The sequence below is a fragment of the Sulfuricella sp. genome, assembly GCF_035531155.1.
GTDB lineage: Bacteria > Pseudomonadota > Gammaproteobacteria > Burkholderiales > Sulfuricellaceae > Sulfuricella.
The window spans coordinates 241,624-265,210 of sequence record NZ_DATKTK010000056.1; the positions used below are offsets into that span (position 1 = coordinate 241,624).

A 23,587-nucleotide genomic window follows, 5' to 3' on the forward strand; every position below is an offset into this window, starting at 1 on the left:
TGGTTCGATACGCGCGCGGTGCGCGCTACTCACCACGAACGGTTGTAACTATGCGCGGTGCGCGCTACTCACCACGACTGGCCAACCTTTCCATCTCCGTTCGTCCCGAGTAGCCCGCAAAGCGGGCGTATCGAGGGACATGATGAACAACCCAAGAAAGGAAAAACATTTATGCCCCTGACCCCCGACATGCGGCGGTCTATCGACCAGATACGCGACTACCTCTTCGGCGGCGGCTATCCCGACCCGGTAAGCAACGCCGAACAACTCTCATTTCTGTTCTTCTTCTACCTGATCGAGGGCATCGACACCGAGAACAAACTCAAAGCCAAGGTGCTGAAACTGTCCTACGAGAGCCTGTTCGAGGGCGACTGGAAACTGCGCAATCCGCTCAATGCCACCGTTTCCGCGCCGTTCGCCCTGAGTAGCCCGCAACGCGGGCATATCGAAGGGCATGCCGCTTCGACAATCTCAGCACAAACGGCAATGACCATTCCCCGCGACCGTTTCCGCTGGTCGGTATGGGCAAAGGGTTTGTCAGGCGAGGGGCTGGTGCGATTCGTGCGCGACGAGGTGTTCGCCTTCGTTACCGAACTGGGCGAGCGGGGTGCCCACAATTTCATGAGCGGCGCGCGTCTTTCCATCGACGAGCCAACCGTGCTGACTCAGGTTATTAATCTGGTCGATGGCCTGCGGCTCGACCAGTCGGACGCCGACACCAAGGGCGACTTGTTCGAGCATGTGCTGCGGCAGATCAAACAGGCGGGTGAATTAGGCCAGTTCCGCACGCCACGCCACATCATCCGCACCATCGTCGAAATGATCGACCCGAAGGTCGGCGAAACCATCTACGACCCGGCAGCGGGCACGGCAGGCTTTCTGGTGGCGGCCTACAACCACATTCGCCTTGGCAATTCCTCGCCCGGTGCGATTCATGAGGCCGAACTCGACGGCAAGATGCAAAAGCGTGGCCTGGGCGACAAACTTTCGGCGGCACAGGTTTCTGCACTGCAAACCGCCACCTTCTTCGGCAACGATGTTGACCCGAAAATGGTGCGGCTCGCTACCATGAACCTCACCCTGCGAGGACTGGCGAATGTCCGCATCCTGCTGCGTAATGTGCTGACCACCACGCTGGACAACGAACGCAAGGCCGAGCTGGGGCTGCCCGCCGATGGATTTCATGTCGTGCTCGCAAATCCGCCATTTGCCGGGCGGGTGGACAAGGATAGAGTCGTCGAGGAAGTGAAGGTCGGCACCTCCACCGCCACCGAGTTACTGTTTCTGAAATACATGATGGACAGCTTGCGGCCAGGTGGACGCTGCGGCGTGATCGTGCCCGAGGGCGTGCTGTTCGGCTCAACCACCGCGCACAAGGAACTGCGTCGGCAACTGATCGAAAATAACCGCGTCGAGGCGGTGCTGTCCCTGCCCGGTGGCGTATTCCAGCCCTACTCCGGGGTGAAGACTTCGGTATTGTTTTTCCGCAAAGGCGGCAGCACTGAGAAAGTGCAATTCCTCCATGCCGACAACGATGGCTACAAAATGGATGCCAACCACGACACACCCATCGAGGCCGACGACATGCCGGGCCTGACAGAAGCGTACCACGTGTCTGAACAGAACTGGGTGAAATGGCAGGCTCGTGACTGCGGTGCAGAGTGGACGGCTAAATACTGGTTTGCCGACGTGGCGACGCTGCGGGCCAACGACTTTAATCTTTCTGCTGGGCGTTATCGGCCTATGTCCCAAGCCGCCGTTGAGCACCGCGACCCGCGTGAATTGCTGGATGAACTGGCAGCGATTGAGGCGGAGATTGTGGAGGAGGTAGAGGCGTTGCGAGTGGTTTTGGCGGAGCAGTCTACATGATGGACTGTCGGCTAGCAGAAGTCGCGAAGGTAGATTCTGGTGCAGGCTTTCCTTTGCAGTATCAAGGCACCCAAAACGCAACATTTCCTTTCCTCAAAGTTAGTGACATGAACCTTGAAGGAAACGAGCGCGAAATCCAGCGCTGGAATAATAGCGTCTCGGACGAAGTGCGAGGCAAATTGAGGGCAAAAGCATTTCCGGCTGGATCGCTCATTTTCCCAAAAATTGGTGCTGCAATCGGCACCAACAAAAAACGACAACTGACGCAACCATCTTGCGTTGATAACAACGTAATGGCGGTTATCCCCAAAGCCGAGTTACTTGAACCTGACTTTCTCTATTTTCTCTTTTTAGCAAAAAACATCAGCGATTTCGCCTCTGACTCTAACCCGCCGTCTATTCGAAAATCGGAAGTAGAAAACTGGCAGGTTCGGGTTCCTACACTCTCTGAACAACGCCGCATCGTCGATATTCTCTCTCGTGCTGCGGGCATTGTGCGGCTACGGCGCGAGGCACAGCAGAAAGCGGCGGAGCTGGTGCCGGGGATTTTTATCGATATGTTCGGCGACCCGGCAACGAATCCGAAAGGGTGGGATTGCAAAAATCTCGGCGATTTCAGCCGAATCATCGGTGGTTCCAGCCTCCCACCTGGTGAGACATATTGTGGTCAATCCGATGGAGTGCTGCTTATGAAAGTCAGCGACATGAACTTGCCCGGCAATGAGGTAAATATCATTTCTTGCAAGGAGTGGATAACCGAGCCGCCCCGAAGTTACAGCAAAGTAGCGACCGGAACGATCGTTTTCCCCAAACGGGGGGCCTCGATTGCTACGAACAAGAAGCGGATTACGACCAGGCATACTCTACTTGATCCTAACCTTATGGGCGTTGAATCCAATGAACAGGTCGCAAGAACGGCTTACTTATATCAATGGTTTTCAGCCTTCAACCTCGCGGACATTTCTAGCGGCACAACTGTTCCACAATTGAATAAGGGCGACTTAACCCCATTGGTTGTTCCTATCCCGCCACTCCTATTACAGAAAGCGTTTGAGGAAAAACGATCAAGCGTTTTTTCAATTCTATCTCAACAAATCACCGCCACTGCCAAGGCCGAAGCCACTTTTAGCGCGCTGCTGGCACATGCTTTTTCATCTAAGGAGAATTTGTAATGGCAGGAGAGGTTGCAGCAACTGTTGACTGGTCATTTAAGATTGCCGATGTTGCTATCATTTTCGCGACGATCCTTGGCCCAGTACTTGCGGTGCAGGCCCAGAAATGGCTTGAACGCGGTCGAGAAGTAACACAGCGGCGCGCGTGGATTTTCCGGAAACTGATGTCTACTCGCGCAACTAACCTATCACCCCAGCACGTTGAGGCACTAAACGCTATCCCAATCGAATTTTATGGGAAAAATAAGAAATTGAAAGCCATTATCAACAAATGGAAGACATACCTCGATCATCTGCATAAGGATGCGGATGTGGCCGGATGGGGTGATAAGAGGGTAGAACTGCTCGTGGACTTACTCCATGAAATGGCGGACTTCTTGGGGTATGAGTTTAATACCGTTGAGATTGCAAATGAAATTTACGCTCCCAAAGGTCATGCGTGGATAGAAACAGATCAGGATATTATCCGTAGAGGATTGGCGCTTCTTTTGAGTGGTCAGGTCGCACTGCCGATGGAGGTCAAGAGTTTCCCCTCTGATCCGGTTGCAGTGAAGGAGCAAGAGGACTTGCGCCATCTGCTGCTGAGTTGGTTGAAAGGTGATGCAAGCGTGGCTGTAAAACTAGATCAACAAGTGCAAGATTCGGAATCAGCTAAGGAGTAATTACTACTTAGCCGCTTTTCTGGCTCAGGTTTTATCCGATAACACTACACGACAAGGGCTAAGCATCACGGGCACGCCCTGCTTTTTGCCTCGTAACAAGTTGAACGACAACCACGTGGCCTGTTTAACATCCCTGCTGGACATTTCAATATTAATTCATATAATGAACAATATTTTGTTGATTATTGCATTTAAAGGCGATTCCCATGCTCCATAGTTATGCGTTTTCCAACTTCCAGTCGTTTCGGGAGCGGACCGAAGTCGATCTGACGTTAAGCCGCAAGGTGCCTTTGACGAATTGGATGGACGAGGCGGCCACGGGTGAGCGTGTGTCGAAGTTAATGGCCGTTGTCGGCCCTAATGGCAGCGGCAAGACGGCTTTGCTTAAACCCATGGCTTTTTTGAGCTGGTTTGTTGCTCATTCATTTCAGAGCCAGCCGGATACGGGCATCCCTCTTGCGCCACACGCCGCAGCCCATCACGAGCCGACCGAATTCGAATGCATGCTGGATTTTGACGGCAAGCTATGGCGGTATGTGCTGCGATGCACGCCAGAGCGAGTGCTCCATGAAGCGCTTTACCAGAAACGTGAGCGTTTCGGCTATGTCTTCGTTCGTGATTGGGACGCGGCAACCAACACCTATATGGTGAAGCAGCAAGATTTCGGTTTGGCGGCACAGGAGGCACGTAAGGTGCGTCCGAATGTCTCGCTGATTTCATGGGCGGCGCAGTTCGGCGTGCCGCTGGCGACTCGCATGGTCATGCCTTATGTCGTCACCAACGTCAATGTGCTGGGCAGGATACCGATAGGAGCTCAGGACGTATCGTCAGCCGCACAGCATTTCTCGGTTTATCCCAATCAGCGTGAGCGGATGGATCAACTGCTGGCGGCGTGGGATTTAGGACTGTCTGGTGTCGAATTGCTTGAAATGCCTACCAATAACCCTCAGAAGCCCGATGAGAAAGTATGGGTGCCCTTCGGCAAGCACAAAGACCGGGAGACTGAATTCAGCTTGCCTTTTGTCATGGAGTCGAGCGGCACGCAGGGTGCATTCGTGCTGCTGTCGCGTCTGCTAAACGCCTTGGAGATTGGTGGCCTCGCAATCATAGACGAGTTCGAGAATGACCTGCACCCGCACATGCTGGAACCCATTCTCGACTTGTTCGCCAATCCTTCCAGCAACCCGCACCAGGCACAACTCTTGTTTACCTGCCATGCTGTTGAAGTGTTGAATGTTATTCACAAGTCTCAGGTAATGCTGGTGCAGAAGGATTCTAACTGTGAGAGTTCAGCAATTCGTTTGGATGCAGTAGCGGGCATCCGCAACGACGATAATTTCTACGCAAAATACATGGCAGGTGCCTATGGCGCCGTGCCGCAAATCTGATCGACACTCATGGCTATCTGGCAAGCAAAGCGTACGCTGCTAATCGTGGGGGAAGGTGCCGATGAAGTGGCGTTTCTCAACCATGTTAAGCAGTTATATGTGCCGCGTGGTTGCGGGTTATCGGTAAAGATCAAAAATGCACAGGGCAAGGGTGCAAAGCATGTGGTCGAGTGGACTGCACGGCAAATGGCCATCGCTGATTATGATAAGGTTGCCGCCCTGCTAGACACTGATGTCGATTGGTCGCCTGCCGTTGGAAAGCTGGCAAAGAAAAAGAAAATTCAGGTGCTCACATCGGAACCCTGCTTTGAGGCTCTGATGCTGCGCGTGTTGGAGGAAAACCCCAACGGCAATGCCCAAGCGCTGAAAAAGCAGTTCGCCCCCTTCGTTAATAACGACGCAACGCAAAGTCAGAACTACGCCAACCATTTCAGCCCTGAACGCCTGCAAGCGGGTCGCTCGCATGAGCTGACTATCGACGCATTGCTTAACCTCATTAAAACCTAAATCGGATCGTTTACACGAACCGATCAACCCGCATCCTTCGATACGCGCGAGAAACCGCGCCACTCAGGACGAACGGATTTCACCCAGATGGTGATGCCGCATAATGGCCGTTCGTGTTGAGTCGGCCGAAGGCCGTATCGAAACATGAGCGGTCAATCGCCGTTTTTAGGTAGATTGCCCTCTTGAATTTCCTGCGTCAGCCCCTATTCAGTATAGGGTTTTCGCAACTGGAGAAAAAACAACATGACCGTAGAAGCACACAAGGAAACACTGGGTTTCCAGACTGAAGTCCGTCAGCTGCTGAAGCTGATGATCCATTCCCTCTACAGCAACAAGGAAATTTGCCTGCGCGAGCTGATTTCCAATGCCTCGGATGCCGCTGACAAGCTGCGTTTTGAAGCACTCGCCGACGATGCGATGTTCGAAGGCGATTCCAGTTTGAGGATACGCGTCAGCCAGGACAAGGCGGCGCGCACCATCACCATTTCCGACAACGGCATTGGCATGTCGCGCCAGGAGGTGATCGAGCATATCGGCACCATCGCCAAGTCCGGCACGCGCCAGTTTTTTGAGGCGTTGAGCGGCGACCAGGCCAAGGATGCCAACCTCATTGGCCAGTTCGGCGTGGGCTTCTATTCCGCTTTTATCGTGGCCGACAAGGTCACGCTGATCACCCGCCGCGCCGGGCTGACCGCCGAGCACGGCGTGCGCTGGGAATCCGCTGGCGAGGGCGACTACACCCTGGAAACAGTGGAGAAGGCCGGTCGTGGCACCGATGTTATCCTGCATCTGCGAGAGGGCGAGGACGATCTGCTCGACAGCTGGCGCATCAAGAGCATCATCAAGAAGTATTCCGACCACATCACGCTGCCCATCCTGATGCAGAAGGAAGAGTGGGATGCCGACAAGCAGGAAAGCCGGCTCACCGAAGAGGATGAAACGGTGAACCGCGCCAGTGCTTTATGGGCGAGGCCGAAAAACGAAGTGACCGCCGAGGAATACGAGGAGTTCTACAAGCATGTGGCGCATGATTTTGAAGCGCCGCTGGCCTATACCCACAGCAAGGTAGAGGGTAAGCAGGAGTACACCCAGCTGCTCTACATTCCGGCGCGTGCGCCGTTCGACTTGTGGGACCGCGAGGTGCGTCACGGCATCAAGCTATACGTGCGCCGAGTGTTCATCATGGACGACGCCGAGCAGCTGATGCCGCGCTACCTGCGCTTCGTGCGCGGGGTGATCGACTCCAACGATCTGCCGCTCAACGTCTCGCGCGAGATCCTCCAGCACAGCAAGGATATCGACAGCATTCGGGCCGGATCGGTGAAGAAGGTGCTCGGCCTGCTCGACGACCTGGCGGAGAACGACAAGGAGAAATATGCCAAGTTCTGGGGCGAGTTCGGCAAGGCGATCAAGGAAGGCGTCGGCGAGGACCATGCCAACAAGGAACGCATCGCCAAGCTGCTGCGCTTTGCCTCGACCCATGCCGACACCGCCGAGCAGAGTGTTTCCTTTGCCGACTATAGCGGCCGTATGAAGGAGGGTCAGGACAAGATTTACTACGTCACGGCCGACAGCTTTGCCGCTGCGAAGAACAGTCCGCATCTGGAAATTTTCCGGAAAAAAGGCATCGAAGTGCTGTTGCTTTCGGATCGGGTGGATGAGTGGATGCTGTCGCACCTTACCGAGTTCGACGGCAAGCCGCTGCAGTCGGTGGCGAAGGGTGAGCTCGACCTGGGTAAGCTGGAAGACGAGGCCGAGAAGCAGGAGCAGGAAAAGGAAGCGGGCGAGTACAAGGCGCTGATCGACCAGATCAAGGAAGTGCTCGGCGACCAGGTCAAGGAAGTGCGCATTACCCACCGCCTGACCAGTTCCCCGGCATGCCTGGTGGCCGATGCCCACGATTTGGGCGGAAATCTGGCCAGGATGCTGAAATCCATGGGGCAGGAAGCGCCGCAGACCAAGCCGATCCTGGAGATCAATCCGCACCATCCGCTCGTGCAGAAGATCAAGGGCGAAGCAGGGGGCGAGCGCTTCGGCGACTGGAGCCACATTCTGTTCGATCAGGCTTTGCTGGCCGAGGGTGGTCAGCTGGACGATCCCGCCGGCTTCGTGCAGCGCCTTAACGGCCTGTTGCTGGCGATGGCGGGAAGTTAGTTACTCGGGTGCCGGCTCGGAGTCAAGGGGCGCCCTAGGCGCCCTTTTTCTCGTCCAGAGGCCGGGTAATGTCGCCGAAGTGCAGGGCGAATTCACCCTTGCGCCGGTCTTCGAAGAAATGCCGCAGGGTGTTGCGGACGCTGGAAAAGGCCAGATCTTCCCAGGGGATAGTGGCTTCGCTGAACAGAGCCACTTCCAGGCTCTCGCTGCCCGGCATGAAGTCGAGGTCGAGCAGGCGACTGCGGAAGAACAGATGTACCTGGCTGATGTGCGGTATGTTGTAGAGCGCATAGAGGGCGATGATTTCCACGCGGGCGTGTGCCTCCTCAGCAGTTTCGCGCGCCGCCGCCTGGGCCGTGGTTTCGTTGTTTTCCATGAAACCCGCCGGCAAGGTCCACAGCCCGTAGCGTGGTTCGATGGCACGGCGACACAGCAGAATCTTGTCTCCCCATTCGGGGATCGCACCGACGACCATTTTCGGATTTTCGTAATGAATGGCGCCGCAGATGCTGCACATGTGGCGTGGCAGGTGGTCTCCGGGCGGGGTTTTCAGCGCTACCTTGGCCCCGCAATGGCTGCAATAATTCATTGTTTAAAGTTACCAAAAAAAGCTGCGGATAGATATAGGTTGGCGACTTGCGGCTTGTGCACATTTACTGTGGATAACTCTGTGGAGAACCTGTCTGGATCAACCCTAAGTGTCTTGCTGGAAAAGGATTTTGATGCGAAGCTTAAAAATTCTTCTAAACAATAAGTGTATAAAATCAACATGATATGCAAATATATACTGACATCATGGGCTTAGTCGCCAATGCGCATCCATCTTCTGTAAAGTGTGCATTAATTGCAGCTGGCGGGTATGTTCCTGTCATTGCCAATGCCTTAATTGGTAAGTGTTTTTCGGTAAAATTAAACTTATTCCGGTTATGGCCGATAATCATGGAACGGTCGGCTGAATCGCTATGCGTCAGGTTGTCTGGCGCGTCATAACAAAAATATCCTTGTCCGGAGGATATGTTCATATATTGATAGAGACGCATGAAAACACCATTGCTTTTTTTGCTGACGGCAGCGTTTTTGTCTTTCCCGCCTGGAACCGAGGCGGCGATGTGGTCGTCAGTAATCGCCAACGAAAGAGTGCGTGCCGAGATCGACCTGGCCAGTTTCCTGCGTCAGGGGAGCATCGTGACGGCCTGGGACCGGGAGGTTTACTCGGCGCTGGAGCAGGCGCGTCCAGGCGATTTCTATTTCAAGTCGGCAAAGTCCCTGATGCGCTACAACTGCAACGCCCGCACCGCAGATATGCTGATGAAAGTGTATTACGCTGAGGATGGCAGCGAGATTACAACCCTTACCGCCAGTTACTACGGCAAGCCGAATTACGTGATTCCCGATACTGAGGGCGAACAAAAATTCGAGCATGCCTGCCAGTATAAAAAACCAGTGGAAAAGCAGCCTGCCGCTGCCATCAGGAAGAAGAGCGAAAAGTCGAAAGAGGCTGATAAAACCGCAGACATGTCAGCAAAGAAAACAACATCCGGCGACAAGGCTAGAGCCGTAGCGCCAGAAAATCCTGTCAAGGCTCCTCCCAGATCCTTGCCAATTCGCAAGCCATCTGGAACTTTGCCCAAGCCGATTGCGGATGCCAGCAAAGGATCGACACAGAAATAATCTGTATATCGCAGTGGGGGCTGGCGAATTGAGTCTCCCGCAAATCAAGTTCCGTAGCGTGCTTCGGCCTGGATACCGATTTTTTTCAGCATGGGCGTCGGCACGCCTCGGCTACCTGTCACCCGCCGCCTTCACGCAGCGATACTATGCAAATCAACTCGCTGCTTAACCCGTTGGACTCCACTATTGCCAACCGACCTCAGCATCCGACCACGTCCGCACTGCGGACATTTCTCGGCCGGTTTTCCGGTTTCGGTGACACCCTCCGTCTCCGGGTGCCTGAGCATTGGAGCAACTCTCACAAGATCCAGTTGCAGGGAGATTCCATGCGGAAAAGAAAAACGAATTTAACCCAAACTGCCCACTCGGAGGCATAATTCAAAATTTGGCGTCGCTTCGGGTAGCAGGGGAGCACCATGGACAAATTTACTTCGGAACAGGTGGGCAGTGGAATGTGCATTCAAGAAGGTCTCAGACTACGTGGAAGATCACAAGGGCCTCTTGGTGGCGCTTGACGCCTTGATAGCGATTGCCGGTATTCACCTATGTGGTCGTTGATGAAGTCAATTAGGCTTGCCCTGGAAGGCGCAAGCCTGAAAATCCGCGTCATTATTCCCTTGGTGTTCGCCGGGCTGCTTCTGCTCGGCATTTTTGTACTCGGCGTCAACTGGTATCAGCAGCGCCATGTCGCCGAGCAGGCAGCCAATTTGCCAAAACAGTTCGAAAAGCTGTTCGCTGTTCGTCTGAAAACTGATGCGGAATCCTTGTCCATGGCGCTGAACGCATTGCAGCTAGACGACAAACTGCGTGCCGCCTTCCGCGAGAAAAACCGCGATGCCATACTGAACCGCGCCCAGCCCCTGTTCGAGACTTTGCGCAGCCGCAGCAATGTCACGCATATGTACTTCACCGGGCCGGATCGTGTGAATCTTCTCCGGGTGCATCAACCCGCGCGCCACGGCGACCGAATTGACCGCATCACCACGCTGGAAGCAGAAAAAACCGGCAAGCTTTATTACGGTATCGAACTCGGCCCATTGGGCACTTTCACCCTGCGTGTCGTCTCTCCCTGGTACGACGAAAACCGCCAATTGTTGGGATTCGTCGAACTCGGTAAGGAAATCGGCGAAATCGTGCACGAGATGCAAGAGGTTCTCGATGCCGAATTCATTGTTGAGATCGACAAGCGCTACATAAACCGCCAGGCATGGGAAGAGAGCATGAAGATGCTGGGCCGAGATAGCATCTGGGGCGACCCGGCTCAGCCGACTATTATTTATCATAGCACGGGGGTTGTCCCTTCTGCTCTTGCGCCGATTCTGGCCCAGGCCGACCGGAATGCGCGCGGCAAGATGCTGGAATTGACCCTCGCCGGACGCCATTATTGCGGCAACTTTCTTCCTTTGCTGGATGCGGGCGGACGCAGGGTGGGACAGATATTGCCGTTGCTGGATGTGAGCGAGTTGCGTGTCGACGCGCGTCGCATGCTGTTGCTCGTCGGATGGATGGTTCTTGGGGTCGGCGCGGTGCTATTTCTGATTTTTTACAACATCGCGGAACGCGTGCAGCGGCAACTGGAAAGTGCGCGCCGCAGCCTCATCGAAGAAAACCAGGCCAAAGAGGCGCTCCGTTCGCTTCATGTGGAGGAGGTTAAGCGCAAGCACGCCCTGCTGATTCGAGCCCAATCGGAAATTGTAAAGCTGAATGCCGAACTGGAGCAACGTGTCATCGAACGAACCCAACAACTTGAAGCCGCCAACAAGGAACTGGAAGCATTCAGCCATTCCGTATCTCACGATCTGCGCGCACCCCTGCGCAGCATTAACGGATTTAGCCAAATGCTGCGCAAAAAATACAGTGATACCCTGGATGAGACAGGCAGGGAATACCTGGATCAGATACGCCTCGCCAGCCAGGGAATGGGCGAACTGATTGATGATCTGCTGGCGCTGTCCCGTGTCACCCGCATGGAAATCAAGAAAGTGCCGATTGATTTGAGCTGGCTGGTGCAATCCATCCTGGGTGCTATTCAAAAAAGCATGCCCAGAAGCGATGTGGAGTGCATCGTGCAGCCAGATGTCAATGTGAACGGTGATTTGCGCCTGCTCAAGATCGTGATGGAGAATTTTCTGGGCAATGCCTGGAAATTCACCAGTAAGCAGCCGGCAGCGAAAATCGAGTTCGGCGCGATGGAAAAAGAGGGTGAAAAAATCCTGTATGTGCGCGATAACGGCGCCGGATTCAATATGAAATACGCCGGAAAAATGTTCGGCGCTTTTCAGCGTCTGCACAGCAGCACCGAATTCGAAGGCACCGGCATAGGCCTGGCGACCGTCCAGCGCATCATCAACCGGCACGGGGGGCGAGTCTGGGCGGAAGGTGAAGAGGGAAAAGGCGCGACATTTTATTTTACGCTCTAAACATGCAAGCCTGATAATTCAGTGGGGGTAAGCCCCCGGTTTTGCCGTGGGTAATTTAATTTATGCATAAATTTATGAAAAACATAATGTTAAAAATGCGTCGTGGCGGTCGATTGCCTGGATCGACGTTGTGAGCATGGACAAGCTGAACATCCTGTTGATCGAAGACTCGCCCGTTGATGAAATGCTCATCCTGGGCGAACTTCGGGACGGCGGGGTCGAGTTTTCCTGGAAGCGGGTCGAGACGGAGGCAACCCTGAGCGCCGCACTGACCGAGCAACCGTGGGACGTTGTGATTTGCGATTATCACCTGCCTGCATTTGGTGCGCCTGAAGCTTTGCGCATCATCCAGGAAGGCGGATTGGATGTGCCGTTTATCGTTGTTTCCGGGTTTATCGATGAAGAATCTGCGATCGGAATTATGCGGGCCGGCGCCCACGATTTCGTCACGAAAGAGAAGTTGGCGCGCCTGATTCCGGCGATCGAGCGCGAAGTCAAGGAGGCAAGAAGACGCCAGAAACACAGTCAGGCGATGGAGAAGGCGCGTGCGAGCGAAAGAATGCTGCGCAACATTGCCTTGGCGCTGGGTGAGGGGATACTGGTAATGGACCGGGCAGGGCGGCTGGTTTTCATGAACCCGGAAGCCGAGCGACTACTGGGATGGGCCGAGATGGAACTGTTCGGCGAGAACATCCATCGGGTGATCCATTACCAGAAAGCCGACGGATCACTCCATTCCGAGGCCGAATGTCCTGTGGCGGCTATCAGAGCGCGTGGAGAAATTTACCGCACAGAGGACGATGTCTTTACGCGTAAGGGCGGGGCGATTTTCCCGGTATCCTATGTTTCCACCCCGATCGTGGAAGAAGACGGTGAGGTCGTGGCTTCCGTAATCGCTTTCCGCGATATTGCCGAACGCAAGCGCGCCGAAGATCAATTGCGCGAATCGCAACAGCAGCTTCGCCAGTTGTCCGCATCCCTGCAGACGCTTCGCGAGGAGGAAAGAACCCGTATCGCGCGTGAGTTGCACGACGAGTTGGGGCAGGTGTTGACCGCGCTTAAAATGGACTTGTCCTGGATGCGCGCGAGGTTTTCCAGCGATCAGGCGGCCTTGTCCCTGCAGGCCGAGTCAATGGCCAAAATGATCGACGCCACCGTGCTTGCGGTGCGGCGTATCGCTTCGGATCTCCGCCCCTGGTTGTTGGATGAACTGGGGTTGAGCGCGGCGATCGAATGGCTGCTGGAGGATTTCGGCAAACGCAGCGGGATCGAATATACGCTACGGCGTAGCCACGATGAATTCGATTTTGACAGCCAGTGTGCTACCGCCATTTTCCGCATCCTGCAGGAATCTCTCACCAACGTGGCACGCCATTCGCAGGCAAGCAAGGTCGCCGTGGCGTTGCTGGATACGGGCGATGAGATCGTTCTCTCTATCAAGGACAATGGCAAGGGGATGGATGCCAATGCGGATAAAAAGAGCGGAATCTCATATGGCCTATTGGGCATCAGGGAGCGTGCCTATGCCCTGGGGGGTGAATTGAAAATAGAAAGCAGTCCGGGGCAGGGTACTCTTGTAGAGGTAACGATTCCGAAAGCAGCATTGAAGGAAGAGAGGTCGGAAAGATGATTCGGATTCTCATAGCAGATGATCACGCGATCTTCAGGGAAGGCCTTAAGAAAGTGCTTGCCGATGCCGACGACCTAGCGGTCGAGGGCGAGGCGGTTGACGGTCACGAAGTGATGGCCAAAGTGCGCGAGCGGGATTGGGGCGTTCTGGTGCTGGACATGTCCATGCCGGGCAAGAGCGGCATTGAGCTGATCAAGCAGATCCGGAGCGAAAAAATCAAGGTGCCGATTCTGGTGCTCAGCATGTACGGCGAGGAGCAGTACGCCGTGCGCGCGATCAAGGCCGGAGCATCGGGCTACATGACCAAGGAAAGCGCCTCCTCCCAATTGGTCGAAGCGATCCGAAAGGTGGCATCCGGCGGCGTGTTCATCAGTAGCGGTGTGGCCGAAAGATTGGCGCTCGAATTCAGCTCGGCGAAGGATGATCATCCGCACACCCTGCTCTCCGACAGGGAATACCAAATATTCCGTATGATCGTTTCCGACAAGTCGCTCACTGCCATCGCGGAGGAATTGTCATTGAGCGTGAAAACCGTGGGCTCCCACAAAACCCGTATCATGCAAAAACTCAACCTGAACGGCAATGCCGAATTGATCCGCTACGCAGTCCGCCACGGGATCACCGGCGAGGCGTGAAGATGTTTCCTGCCATCCTGTAAGACCTAGCAGCCTGTCGGACTTAAAGGAAATCGGCTGCAAATCCGCCTGAGCGGTCCATATTTCGCCGCTTTTTTGGTCAATAGAACGACTATTGACCTGCAAAACCGGCAAAATCTGTCCTCGCCCAGCCAAATTTTCGCTTCGATTCTTCAAGTCCGACAGGCTGCTAGCGCATCCGGCTGGATACGCCCCCCATATTCTCATCGCTTCGTCCTTATCCCCGCATGTAAGAGTGCCGCTTTTTCAATAACGGCGCTTCCATGCCCCCATCTTATATTCTGTTCCCATCTGTGATGCAGCAATGGTTGGTGTTTTGCCATCGCATAACATATTGATATTCAATAAATAGCCAAGGCTGCGCTAAGAATTTTCTGGTGGCGCCCCCCTGCTTTTCTTACATTAAATTTCAACTTTCGCTGATGCATTTTTTTGCCGCCCTACGGCATCATGGCGCCAACTGAATAAACCCTGGGTTGGCGCCTAAATGATGATTTTTCTCGTGGAAGATTCACCTGATATTAGAGATCGTCTGCGCATCCTGATTTCGGAAGTCGCGGGCGCCGATGTGGTGGCGGAGGCAGACAACCAGGAAGACGCCGTGCGCGGTATTTTCGAAACCCAACCGGATGTGGTGATTATGGATCTGCATCTGGCCAGCGGCACCGGCATGGAAGTGCTGCGCCAGGTCAAGACGAAACAGCCGGCGATCCAGGTTGTCATGTTGACCAACCATGCCTATCCGCAATACCGCAAAAGATGCATTGAGCTGGGTGCCGATTATTTCCTCGACAAGTCCAGGGATATCGGATTGCTGGGCGATCTGCTGGCCGATCTGGCCAACGGTGTGTGCTTGTACAAAAAATGCATAGGCTGAAGAGGTGTAAATGAACAAAGGCAAGCATTTCTCGAATGGATGGATTTACCCGCTGGTTCCTGCCGTGCTGGGTGCGGCGGCATTGCCGCTCATGGGTGGGGGGGCGATGGTTAATCTGCTCACAGCGGCATGCCTGGTTGCAGTCGGGGTGGTTTCAGGCGCGCTTCTGACCAAACGCCATGCTGCCGCACTGCAAGCTGCGATAGCGGAGAAGGAACAGTCCTATCAGGAGACGTACAGTGCCGACGTGGAATCCTTCCTGAACGGGATGAGTGGTCTGGAGAACGAGGTTACCTCGCTGTGGGTGAAACAGATCGAGACCGGACGCACCCAGAGCGAGCAAGCCATGATCGAGCTGACTGGACGCTTCTCCGGCATCGTCGACAAACTGGATGAAGCGGTCAAGGCATCGACCCTGTCCGCCGACACGGTGGATAGCGCCGAAGGGCTGGTGACGGTATTTGCCAAAGGCAAGGCCGGACTGCAAGAGGCGATCGGATACTTGCGTACCGCAATGCGTGACAAAGACGCCATTCTGACTGGCAACATCGGCCCCCTGGCGCAATACATCGACCAGTTGAAGGGCATGGCCGCCTCAGTCTCCAAAATCGCCGACCAGACCAACCTGTTGGCGCTCAACGCAGCGATCGAAGCCGCCCGCGCCGGCGAATCCGGGCGTGGATTCGCCGTCGTAGCGGATGAAGTACGGAAACTCGCCAATCTATCCGGAGAAACCGGTCGCAGCATCACCAAAAATGTAGAAGTAATCAGCAGCGCCATTTCAACCGTGGTCAAAATCGCGGAAGAAGCAGGTGAACAGGATGACGCCGCCGTTAACGGAGCGGAAGCCGCCATCAATGTCGTCTTGGAAGATTTCCGTGGCGTCACGGACGGCCTGCTGGAAGCCGCCTCAACGCTGCGTCAAAGCAGCGTAGGCATCAAGAGCGAAGTGGGCGAATCGCTGGTGCAGCTCCAGTTCCAGGATCGGGTCAGCCAGATTTTGTGCCACGTGCGCGACAACATCAATGCCTTCCCGGGTTATTTGCAGCAAGGCGAGCAGAAATACCGCGAGTGTGGCCGTTTGACGGCCATCGACTGGTCAGGCCTGCTGCATGAGCTGGAGCGTTCCTACGCGACCACGGAAGAACGCAGCAATCATGGCGGCGGCAAGCAGTCGGTCGCGGCAGATGACGAAATCACTTTTTTCTAGGGGGTAACACGCTATGGCTAAAACCATCATGATCGTTGACGACTCGGCCACTTTGCGCCAGGTGGTCTCCATTGCCCTAAAGGGGGCAGGCTACGATGTGCTTGAGGGGGTGGACGGCAAGGATGCGCTGACCAAGCTCACCGGGCAGAAAGTTCATCTGATCATCAGCGACGTCAACATGCCCAATATGGACGGCCTCACCTTCGTCACTGAGGTGAAGAAGTTGCCAGCCTACAAATTCACGCCCGTCATCATGCTCACCACCGAGGCCGGCGAGGCTAAAAAAGCCGCCGGTCAGGCGGCTGGCGCCAAGGCCTGGGTGATCAAGCCGTTCAAGCCCGAGCAGATGCTGACCGCGGTTTCCAAGCTGATTTTGCCCTGAATCAGTCCTGAGTAACTTCCGGACACGCAGCACTCAGCACTAAATCAAGGAGAACACGATGGAAAACACTACCGAGAACGGAAGCGATCTCTGTCACCTGCGCCCCGAAGGCGAGATGACCATTTATACCGCGGATGAACTCAAGGGCCGACTGGTGGCTGCGCTGGGGCAGTGCAAAGAGCTGGAGATCGACCTGTCACAGGTAAGCGAGATGGATACCGCCGGGCTGCAATTGCTGGTTCTCGCCAAGCGAGAAGCGGCGGCGAAGAACAAGACGCTGCGGCTGATTTCCCATAGCCCGGCCGTGGTGGAAACTCTTGATCTGTGCAACATGAGCGGAGCGTTTGGCGATCCGATCGTCATCCAGTCCCATGCCGCCTAGCCTGTATTAAAAAATAAACGAGGAATACCCGCATGAACATGGATCAAGCCCTCCAGACATTCATCATCGAAAGCCGCGAACTGCTGCAGGACATGGAAGCAGCCCTGCTACGCGTCGAAAGCGCGCCGCAGGACGAGGATACGATCAACGCCATTTTTCGCGCCGCCCATACCATCAAGGGATCGGCGGGATTGTTCGGCCTGGACGGTATCGTCGCATTTACGCACGTAGCCGAAAGCGTGCTTGACAAGGTGCGCGACGGAAACATTCAAATCGATGGCGATCTGGTGGCGTTGCTTCTGTCTTGCTGTGACCACATTGGCGAATTGGTGGCGGACATCGCCGAGGGCAGTGGTGACGTGAGCGCGGAAAAGCTGGCGAAGGGGGAGCCCCTGCTGACCCGTTTGAACGCTTATCTGACGGATGACACCGAGAAAACCGACGGACCTTCCAGCGTTGCCGCGCAACGCGAAGAAACGGTTCACGCGAGCGGCGGCGGGGAGGTGGAAACCGACAACTGGCACATTTCCCTGCGCTTTGGCCAGGACGTGCTGCGCAACGGCATGGACCCGCTTTCCTTTATCCGCTATCTGGGAACGATAGGAAAGATCGTTGGCATCACCACGCTTTGCGATGCCATGCCGGCAGCCGAAGAAATGAACCCCGAGACCTGCTACCTGGGATACGAAATCAACTTTCAGAGCAACGCCGACAAGGCTGCGATCGAGGGCGTGTTCGAGTTCGTGCGCGACGATTGCCAGATTCACATCCTGCCACCGAAAAGCCGGATCGGGGCTTATCTCGGCATGATCTCCAGCCTGCCCGAGGAAACCATGCGGCTGGGCGAAATCCTCGTCGGCTGCGGCACGCTGACCCAATTGGAACTAGACGAAGCGCTTCGTATCCAGCGCAGCGAAGATGCAAATTCCGGCGTTTCCGTTGCCATCGGAGAGCATCACCGGCAAATCGGCGAAATCCTCGTCGCGGAACATATCGTCCAGGCGCCGGTGGTAGAGGCCGCGCTGGAGAAACAGAATCAGGTCAAGGAAGCGAAGGTACGGGAAAGCCAATCCGTTCGGGTGGATGCGGACAGGCTGGACCTGCTCATCAACCTGGTCGGCGAGCTGGTCATAGCGGGAGCCAGCACCAGCCTGCTCGCGCAACGCGCCGGCATGCCCGATCTGCTCGAATCCACGGCGACCATTTCCCGCCTGGTGGAGGAAGTGCGCGACAGCGCGCTGATGCTGCGGATGGTTCAGATCGGCGAGACCTTCAAGCGTTTCAACCGGGTGGTGCGCGACGTCAGCCGCGAGCTGGGCAAGGAAATCGAGCTGTCGATCAGCGGCGCCGAGACCGAACTGGACAAGACCGTGGTGGACAAGATCGGCGACCCGTTGATGCATCTGGTGCGTAACGCCATGGATCATGGCATCGAACCAGCCGAGGTGCGGCTGGCGCGCGGCAAACCGGCGAAAGGCACGATGCGCCTCAACGCCTATCACGAATCCGGCAGCATCGTCATCGAGGTCAGTGACGACGGCGGCGGCCTGAACCGCCAGAAGATTCTCGACAAGGCGCTGGCACGCGGAATCATCGCGCCGAACCAGAATCTGGCCGATCACGAAATTTACAACCTGATCTTCGAGCCGGGTTTTTCCACCGCCGACCAGGTAACCAACCTGTCCGGCCGCGGCGTCGGCATGGACGTGGTCAGACGCAATATCGCCGCGCTGCGCGGCAACATCGAGCTGGACAGCCAGGAGCACGTCGGCACCTCGGTGAAAATCCGCCTGCCGCTCACCCTGGCGATTATCGACGGCTTCCTGATGGGTGTGGGCAAGTCTTCCTACGTCGTGCCGCTGGACGTGGTGCGGGAGTGCGTGCAGTTGACCGAGCAGGAGCGGCAGACGCTTAGGGATCGCCAGTACATCGACTTACGCGGCGAGGTGCTGCCTTTCGTGCGGCTGCGTAACCTGTTCGAAGTGTCGGGCAAGCCGGGCCGCCGCGAATACATCGTGGTGGTGCAATACGGCGGTCAGAAAGCCGGGCTGGTGGTGGACGAGCTGATGGGCGAATTCCAGGCGGTGATCAAGCCGCTGGGCAAGCTGTTCGGCAACCTGAAAGGGATAGGCGGCTCCACCATCCTGGGAACAGGCGAAGTGGCGCTGATCCTCGATGTGCCGTTGCTGATCCAACAGGCCGTCAACGCCGAGGCGCAGATGGCGCTGGCTCAGGCATGAATTTTGGAATAATAACAGCAGTAACTTTTTAGGAAACTTGCAATGAAAAACTTGAAAATCGGCACCCGCCTGGCCATCGGCTTCGGGTTTGCCCTCACCCTCATGCTCGTCATTTCCGTCATGTCTTACATGCGCGTAGGCGAAATTAGCACCAGCCTCGGCGATATCGTCAACGACAAATTTCCCAAGACGGTCTCGGCCAACGATATCGTCGGCGCCATTAACGTGAATGCCCGCGCCATGCGCAATGTTCTGCTGCTGGACAAGCCCGAGGAAGTGCAAAAGGAACTGGCGCGCATCCCCGAGCAACGCAAGATCACCGCCGACCGCTTCGAGAAACTGGAAAAAACCATCAAATCTGAAGAAGGCAAAAAAGTGCTGGCCAATGCGCTGGAAATGCGCAAGATTTTCAATGTGGATCTCGACCAGTTCCTCGAACTGCAAAAGGCCGGCAAAAAGCAGGAAGCCGTCGAGTTGTTAGTCAGCAAAATCCGCAAATCCCAAGGCGATTATCTCAAGGCGGTAACCGAACTGATCGTTTTCCAGTCCAACCTGATGACGGAGGCCGGCAAGGTCGCGGATGATCTATCCAGCCATGCAAAACAGTTGATCCTGATTCTGGCGATCAGCGCTATCCTGATCAGTTCCGGTTTTGCCTTCTGGGTCACCCGCTCGATCACCCGCCCGCTCAACGAAGCGGTCGGCGTGGCCAACCAGTTGGCCGAAGGCGACCTGACGGCGAAGATCGAGGTGACCTCGAAGGATGAAACAGGTCAATTGCTGAACGCCATGCAGAACATGGTCGGCAAGCTCTCGCAGATCATCGGCGAAGTGCGCAGTGCGGCGGATAACCTCTCCAGCGCTTCGGAAGAAGTCAGCGCCACGGCGCAGAGCATGAGCCAGGCGACCAGCGAGCAGGCGGCTTCGGTAGAAGAAACCTCCGCCTCGATCGAACAGATGTCCGCCTCGATCAACCAGAACGCCGAGAATGCCAAGGTCACCGACGGCATGGCCTCGCAGGCGGCGAAACAGGCCACCGAAGGGGGCGAAGCGGTGAAATCCACCGTCGCCGCCATGAAGCAGATCGCCAGCAAGATCGGCATCATCGACGACATCGCCTACCAGACCAACCTGCTGGCCCTGAACGCAGCCATTGAAGCGGCGCGCGCCGGGGAGCACGGCAAGGGCTTCGCGGTGGTGGCGGCGGAAGTGCGCAAGCTGGCCGAACGCAGCCAGGTAGCGGCACGCGAAATCGGCGAAGTGGCGGGCAGCAGCGTGGAACTGGCCGAGCGCGCCGGCAAGCTGCTGGACGAAATCGTCCCGGCGATCAACAAGACCTCCGACCTGGTGCAGGAAATCACCGCCGCCTCGGAAGAGCAATCGAGTGGTGCCGCACAAGTCAATTCCGCCGTCAACCAGCTCAACCAGATCACCCAGCAGAACGCCAGCTCGTCGGAAGAGCTGGCCGCCACCTCGGAAGAAATGAGCGGCCAGGCCGAACAACTGCAACAGCTCATGGAATTCTTCAAGGTTGAGGGCGCGGCGATGGCCAGCGGCAAAAAAGCCAAGGCTGCGCACAAACCGGCCGTTGCGATGGCACGCAGCAAACCCGCCGGCCACGCACAACACGATCACGATGACGAACATGAATTCGTGCGCTTCTAAGGGAGACCGCCATGACTGCACTGGTTCCAGTGGGAAATAAAACGGCGGCGGTAGCTGCAGCAGCGGGAGATGAAAACCAATATCTCACCTTTCTGCTGGGCGGCGAGATGTTCGCCATAGAGATTTTGAACATCAAGGAAATCAACGAATACGGCCAGTTGACGACGGTGCCGATGATGCCCGAGTTTATCCGTGGCGTGATCAACCTGAGGGGGCGCGTGGTGCCGGTGGTCGATCTTTCGGCCCGGTTCGGGCGGAAGAGCACGGAGATCACCAAGCGCACCTGCAACGTGATCATTGAAACCGAAGCGGACGGCGAAGCGGTCGATATCGGCATTGTGGTCGATGCGGTGTCGGAAGTGCTGGAGATTCCGGCCTCCGAGATCGAACCGGCACCGTCCTTCGGCGCGAAAATCCGTGCCGATTTCATCAGCGGCATGGGCAAGGTCAACGGCAAGTTCGTGATCATCCTCAACGTGAACAAGGTGCTATCCGTCGACGAAATGGCGATGCTCATGGCCGCCGGCTCCGGCGATGTCGGTAGCGGCGAAACGGCTGTCGTGGCAAATATTCCGTGAGTTCAAATCGGCGGCACCCCTAAACGCACAGATTTAATTCTGTAAAACAAGTTGTTATGTAACTGTCCGGGCAAAAATGCCGGGCACTATTTTAAGGAACCCAAAATGAAGTCGGGAATATCCGGAATTTCTTTCAAAGCCAAACTGGTGTTGATGCTGCTGCCTGCGCTGGTGGGATTGCTGTACTTTTCCGCAGACGGGGTGCTGACCAAGTACCGCACCACGGAAAGCATGAAGGAATTGCAGATGCTGGTGGATCTGGCCGAGAAATCGAGTGCCGTGATCCATGAGTTGCAGGTCGAGCGGGGAATGTCCGCCGTCTTCATTTCCCTAAAAGGCGCGAAGCTCGCCACCGAACTGCCAGTCCAGCGCCAGGTCACCGACAAGAAAATGGCCGAACTGAAGTCCTTTGTGGCGCAGGCCGGGGCCAGCCTGACCCAGGGGAAACTGAAATCGTCCCTGGATGCGGCGAATGGGGAGCTGGGCAAAATCGGCGCCGTCAGGAACGGCATCAACGCCTTCAGCGTCAAACCGAAAGAAAGCTTCACCTATTACACCGACACGATCGGCTTGCTCACGGACGTGATCCGCCACGTGGTGGCAGCAAGCGATCATCCGGCCATCGTGAAGGAGGCGAGCGCATATCTGGCGTTCCTGCAGGGTAAGGAGCAGGCTGGCCGGGAAAGGGCGACGATGAATGTCGTGTTTGCGAATAACCGTTTCGACGCGGAGAGTCACAGCCGTTTTCTGACGGTTCTGGCCTCTCAGGACGTCTACTTCAAGACGTTTCTGGATTCGGCCTCGGAAGAAATGAAGCTTTCCCTCAATGCGGTCGCGGATAGCTCCGCTTCCAGGGAGGTGGATGGCATGCGCAAGGTCGCCCTGGACAAGGCGCAGGAAGGCGATTTCGGGGTCGATCCGGCAAACTGGTTTGACGCCATCACGAAGAAGATCAACGCCATGAAAGTGGCCGAGGACAAGGTGGCCACGAGTATCAGTGCGCACGCCACCCAGCTTGCCGACAAGGCACACAACGAATTGCTGTTGAATGTGGCGATAGCCGCCCTGGCCTTGGTCGTTGCTGCCCTCCTCGGCATTGGGATTACGCGCGGCCTGATCCGTCAGCTCGGCGGAGAGCCCAGCTATGTCGTCGAAGTGGTGCGCAAGGTATCCGATGGCGATCTGACCGTGAAGGTCGTTACTGCGGAAAACGACTCGGCTAGCCTGTTGTTTGCGGTCAAGGGCATGGTTGAGAAACTTTCCCATATTATCGGGGATGTACGCCAAGCAGGAATCTCCCTGTCCGAGGCCTCGGAGCAGGTGAGTTCGACGGCGCAATCGCTGAGCCAGGCGACAAGCGAACAGGCCGCGAGCGTGGAAGAGACCAGCGCCTCGTTCGAACAGATGTCGGCCTCGATCAGCCAGAACACCGAGAACGCCAAGATAACCGAAAGCATGGCTGCCCAGGCAGCCAGGCAGGCGACCGATGGCGGCGAGTCGGTGAAGGCGACGGTATCGGCGATGAAACAGATCGCCGACAAGATCGGCATCATCGACGACATCGCCTACCAGACCAACCTGCTAGCGCTCAATGCGGCCATCGAAGCGGCGCGCGCCGGCGAGCACGGCAAGGGTTTCGCGGTGGTCGCTGCGGAAGTGCGCAAGCTGGCCGAGCGCAGCCAGGTCGCAGCGCAGGAGATCGGGCAAGTGGCGAGCAGCAGCGTAGAACTGGCGGAGAAAGCCGGCAAGCTGCTGGACGAAATCGTCCCGGCGATCAACAAGACCTCCGACCTGGTGCAGGAGATCTCTGCGGCCTCGGAAGAGCAGTCGTCCGGGGTGGGTCAAGTGAACTCGGCGGTGAACCAGCTCAACCAGATCACGCAGCAGAACGCCTCCTCCTCGGAAGAGCTGGCGGCGACGTCGGAAGAGATGCTGGGCCAGGCCGAGCAGCTACAGCAGTTGATGGGGTTCTTCAAGCTTGGCGGTGGGGCGGCCTCCACTGCCCAGGCGAAGAAGACTGTCGCCACGCACCAGCATCATGAGAGGCGCCCGGTCAGAACCGGTTCTGCCGCCATCCCGGTACTCAATGAAGCCGAATTCGTTAAATTCTGAAGGGGCGGAGCA

General features: G+C 56.2%; 18 protein-coding genes and 1 pseudogene. 18 read left to right on the top strand and 1 reads right to left on the bottom strand.

Annotation, left to right across the window (positions count from 1 at the left end):
• Positions 1-171: 171 nt before the first annotated feature.
• The 6 genes from VMV64_RS13525 to htpG all read left to right on the top strand — a co-directional run bounded on the left by VMV64_RS13525 (position 172) and on the right by htpG (position 7,752).
• On the top strand, positions 172-1,869 hold the full coding sequence (locus VMV64_RS13525; protein ID WP_325331191.1) for an HsdM family class I SAM-dependent methyltransferase: 1,698 nt from the start codon (positions 172-174) through the stop codon (positions 1,867-1,869).
• A complete protein-coding gene (locus VMV64_RS13530) occupies positions 1,866-3,041 on the top strand; it encodes a restriction endonuclease subunit S (protein ID WP_325331193.1) in 1,176 nt (391 codons plus the stop codon). Before VMV64_RS13525 ends, VMV64_RS13530 begins: the two co-directional genes overlap by 4 nt.
• Positions 3,041-3,703, top strand: a complete 663-nt coding sequence (locus VMV64_RS13535; RefSeq protein WP_325331195.1) for a DUF6680 family protein — start codon at positions 3,041-3,043, stop codon at positions 3,701-3,703. The genes VMV64_RS13530 and VMV64_RS13535 overlap by 1 nt, the downstream gene beginning before the upstream one ends.
• A gap of 206 nt (positions 3,704-3,909) precedes the next feature.
• Positions 3,910-5,091, top strand: coding sequence for an ATP-binding protein (locus VMV64_RS13540; protein ID WP_325331197.1), 1,182 nt, complete (start codon positions 3,910-3,912; stop codon positions 5,089-5,091).
• A 9-nt stretch (positions 5,092-5,100) separates the two neighbouring features.
• Positions 5,101-5,598 carry an RloB domain-containing protein gene (locus VMV64_RS13545; RefSeq protein ID WP_325331199.1) on the top strand — a complete coding sequence of 166 codons (498 nt, stop codon included), beginning with the start codon at positions 5,101-5,103 and terminating at the stop codon, positions 5,596-5,598.
• Between the two features lie 243 nt (positions 5,599-5,841).
• A complete protein-coding gene (gene htpG, locus VMV64_RS13550; RefSeq protein WP_325331201.1) occupies positions 5,842-7,752 on the top strand; it encodes a molecular chaperone HtpG in 1,911 nt (636 codons plus the stop codon).
• Between the two features lie 34 nt (positions 7,753-7,786).
• Here the strand turns inward: htpG and VMV64_RS13555 are convergent, their stop codons facing one another.
• A complete protein-coding gene (locus tag VMV64_RS13555) occupies positions 7,787-8,341 on the bottom strand; it encodes an NUDIX hydrolase (RefSeq protein WP_325331203.1) in 555 nt (184 codons plus the stop codon).
• 449 nt (positions 8,342-8,790) lie between these two features.
• Between VMV64_RS13555 and VMV64_RS13560 the strand changes: the two genes are divergently transcribed.
• The 12 genes and pseudogenes from VMV64_RS13560 to VMV64_RS13615 all read left to right on the top strand — a co-directional run bounded on the left by VMV64_RS13560 (position 8,791) and on the right by VMV64_RS13615 (position 23,575).
• Positions 8,791-9,423 carry a surface-adhesin E family protein gene (locus tag VMV64_RS13560; protein ID WP_325331205.1) on the top strand — a complete coding sequence of 211 codons (633 nt, stop codon included), beginning with the start codon at positions 8,791-8,793 and terminating at the stop codon, positions 9,421-9,423.
• Between the two features lie 557 nt (positions 9,424-9,980).
• Complete coding sequence (locus tag VMV64_RS13565; protein ID WP_325331207.1) at positions 9,981-11,843, top strand: sensor histidine kinase; 1,863 nt, start codon at positions 9,981-9,983, stop codon at positions 11,841-11,843.
• Positions 11,844-11,979: 136 nt separating this feature from the next.
• Positions 11,980-13,473, top strand: a complete 1,494-nt coding sequence (locus tag VMV64_RS13570) for a PAS domain S-box protein (protein ID WP_325331503.1) — start codon at positions 11,980-11,982, stop codon at positions 13,471-13,473.
• A complete protein-coding gene (locus VMV64_RS13575) occupies positions 13,470-14,108 on the top strand; it encodes a response regulator transcription factor (RefSeq protein WP_325331209.1) in 639 nt (212 codons plus the stop codon). Before VMV64_RS13570 ends, VMV64_RS13575 begins: the two co-directional genes overlap by 4 nt.
• Before the next feature lie 508 nt (positions 14,109-14,616).
• Positions 14,617-15,006 carry a response regulator transcription factor gene (locus tag VMV64_RS13580; protein WP_325331211.1) on the top strand — a complete coding sequence of 130 codons (390 nt, stop codon included), beginning with the start codon at positions 14,617-14,619 and terminating at the stop codon, positions 15,004-15,006.
• Positions 15,007-15,610: 604 nt separating this feature from the next.
• Positions 15,611-16,216, top strand: a pseudogene (locus VMV64_RS17430) (methyl-accepting chemotaxis protein); the annotation flags it as partial.
• Positions 16,217-16,229: 13 nt separating this feature from the next.
• On the top strand, positions 16,230-16,598 hold the full coding sequence (locus tag VMV64_RS13590) for a response regulator (protein WP_325331215.1): 369 nt from the start codon (positions 16,230-16,232) through the stop codon (positions 16,596-16,598).
• 58 nt (positions 16,599-16,656) lie between these two features.
• Positions 16,657-16,980 (top strand): STAS domain-containing protein, encoded by a 324-nt coding sequence (locus tag VMV64_RS13595; RefSeq protein ID WP_325331217.1) that lies wholly within the window; start codon positions 16,657-16,659, stop codon positions 16,978-16,980.
• A gap of 32 nt (positions 16,981-17,012) precedes the next feature.
• A complete protein-coding gene (locus tag VMV64_RS13600) occupies positions 17,013-19,220 on the top strand; it encodes a chemotaxis protein CheA (protein WP_325331219.1) in 2,208 nt (735 codons plus the stop codon).
• 42 nt (positions 19,221-19,262) lie between these two features.
• The gene (locus VMV64_RS13605) at positions 19,263-20,885 is read left to right on the top strand and encodes a methyl-accepting chemotaxis protein (RefSeq protein ID WP_325331221.1); all 1,623 of its coding nucleotides are present in this window, start codon (positions 19,263-19,265) and stop codon (positions 20,883-20,885) included.
• Positions 20,886-20,896: 11 nt separating this feature from the next.
• Positions 20,897-21,463 carry a chemotaxis protein CheW gene (locus VMV64_RS13610; protein WP_325331223.1) on the top strand — a complete coding sequence of 189 codons (567 nt, stop codon included), beginning with the start codon at positions 20,897-20,899 and terminating at the stop codon, positions 21,461-21,463.
• Between the two features lie 105 nt (positions 21,464-21,568).
• Positions 21,569-23,575: a methyl-accepting chemotaxis protein gene (locus tag VMV64_RS13615; RefSeq protein ID WP_325331225.1), complete on the top strand. Its 2,007-nt coding sequence runs from the start codon at positions 21,569-21,571 to the stop codon at positions 23,573-23,575.
• Positions 23,576-23,587: the final 12 nt, after the last annotated feature.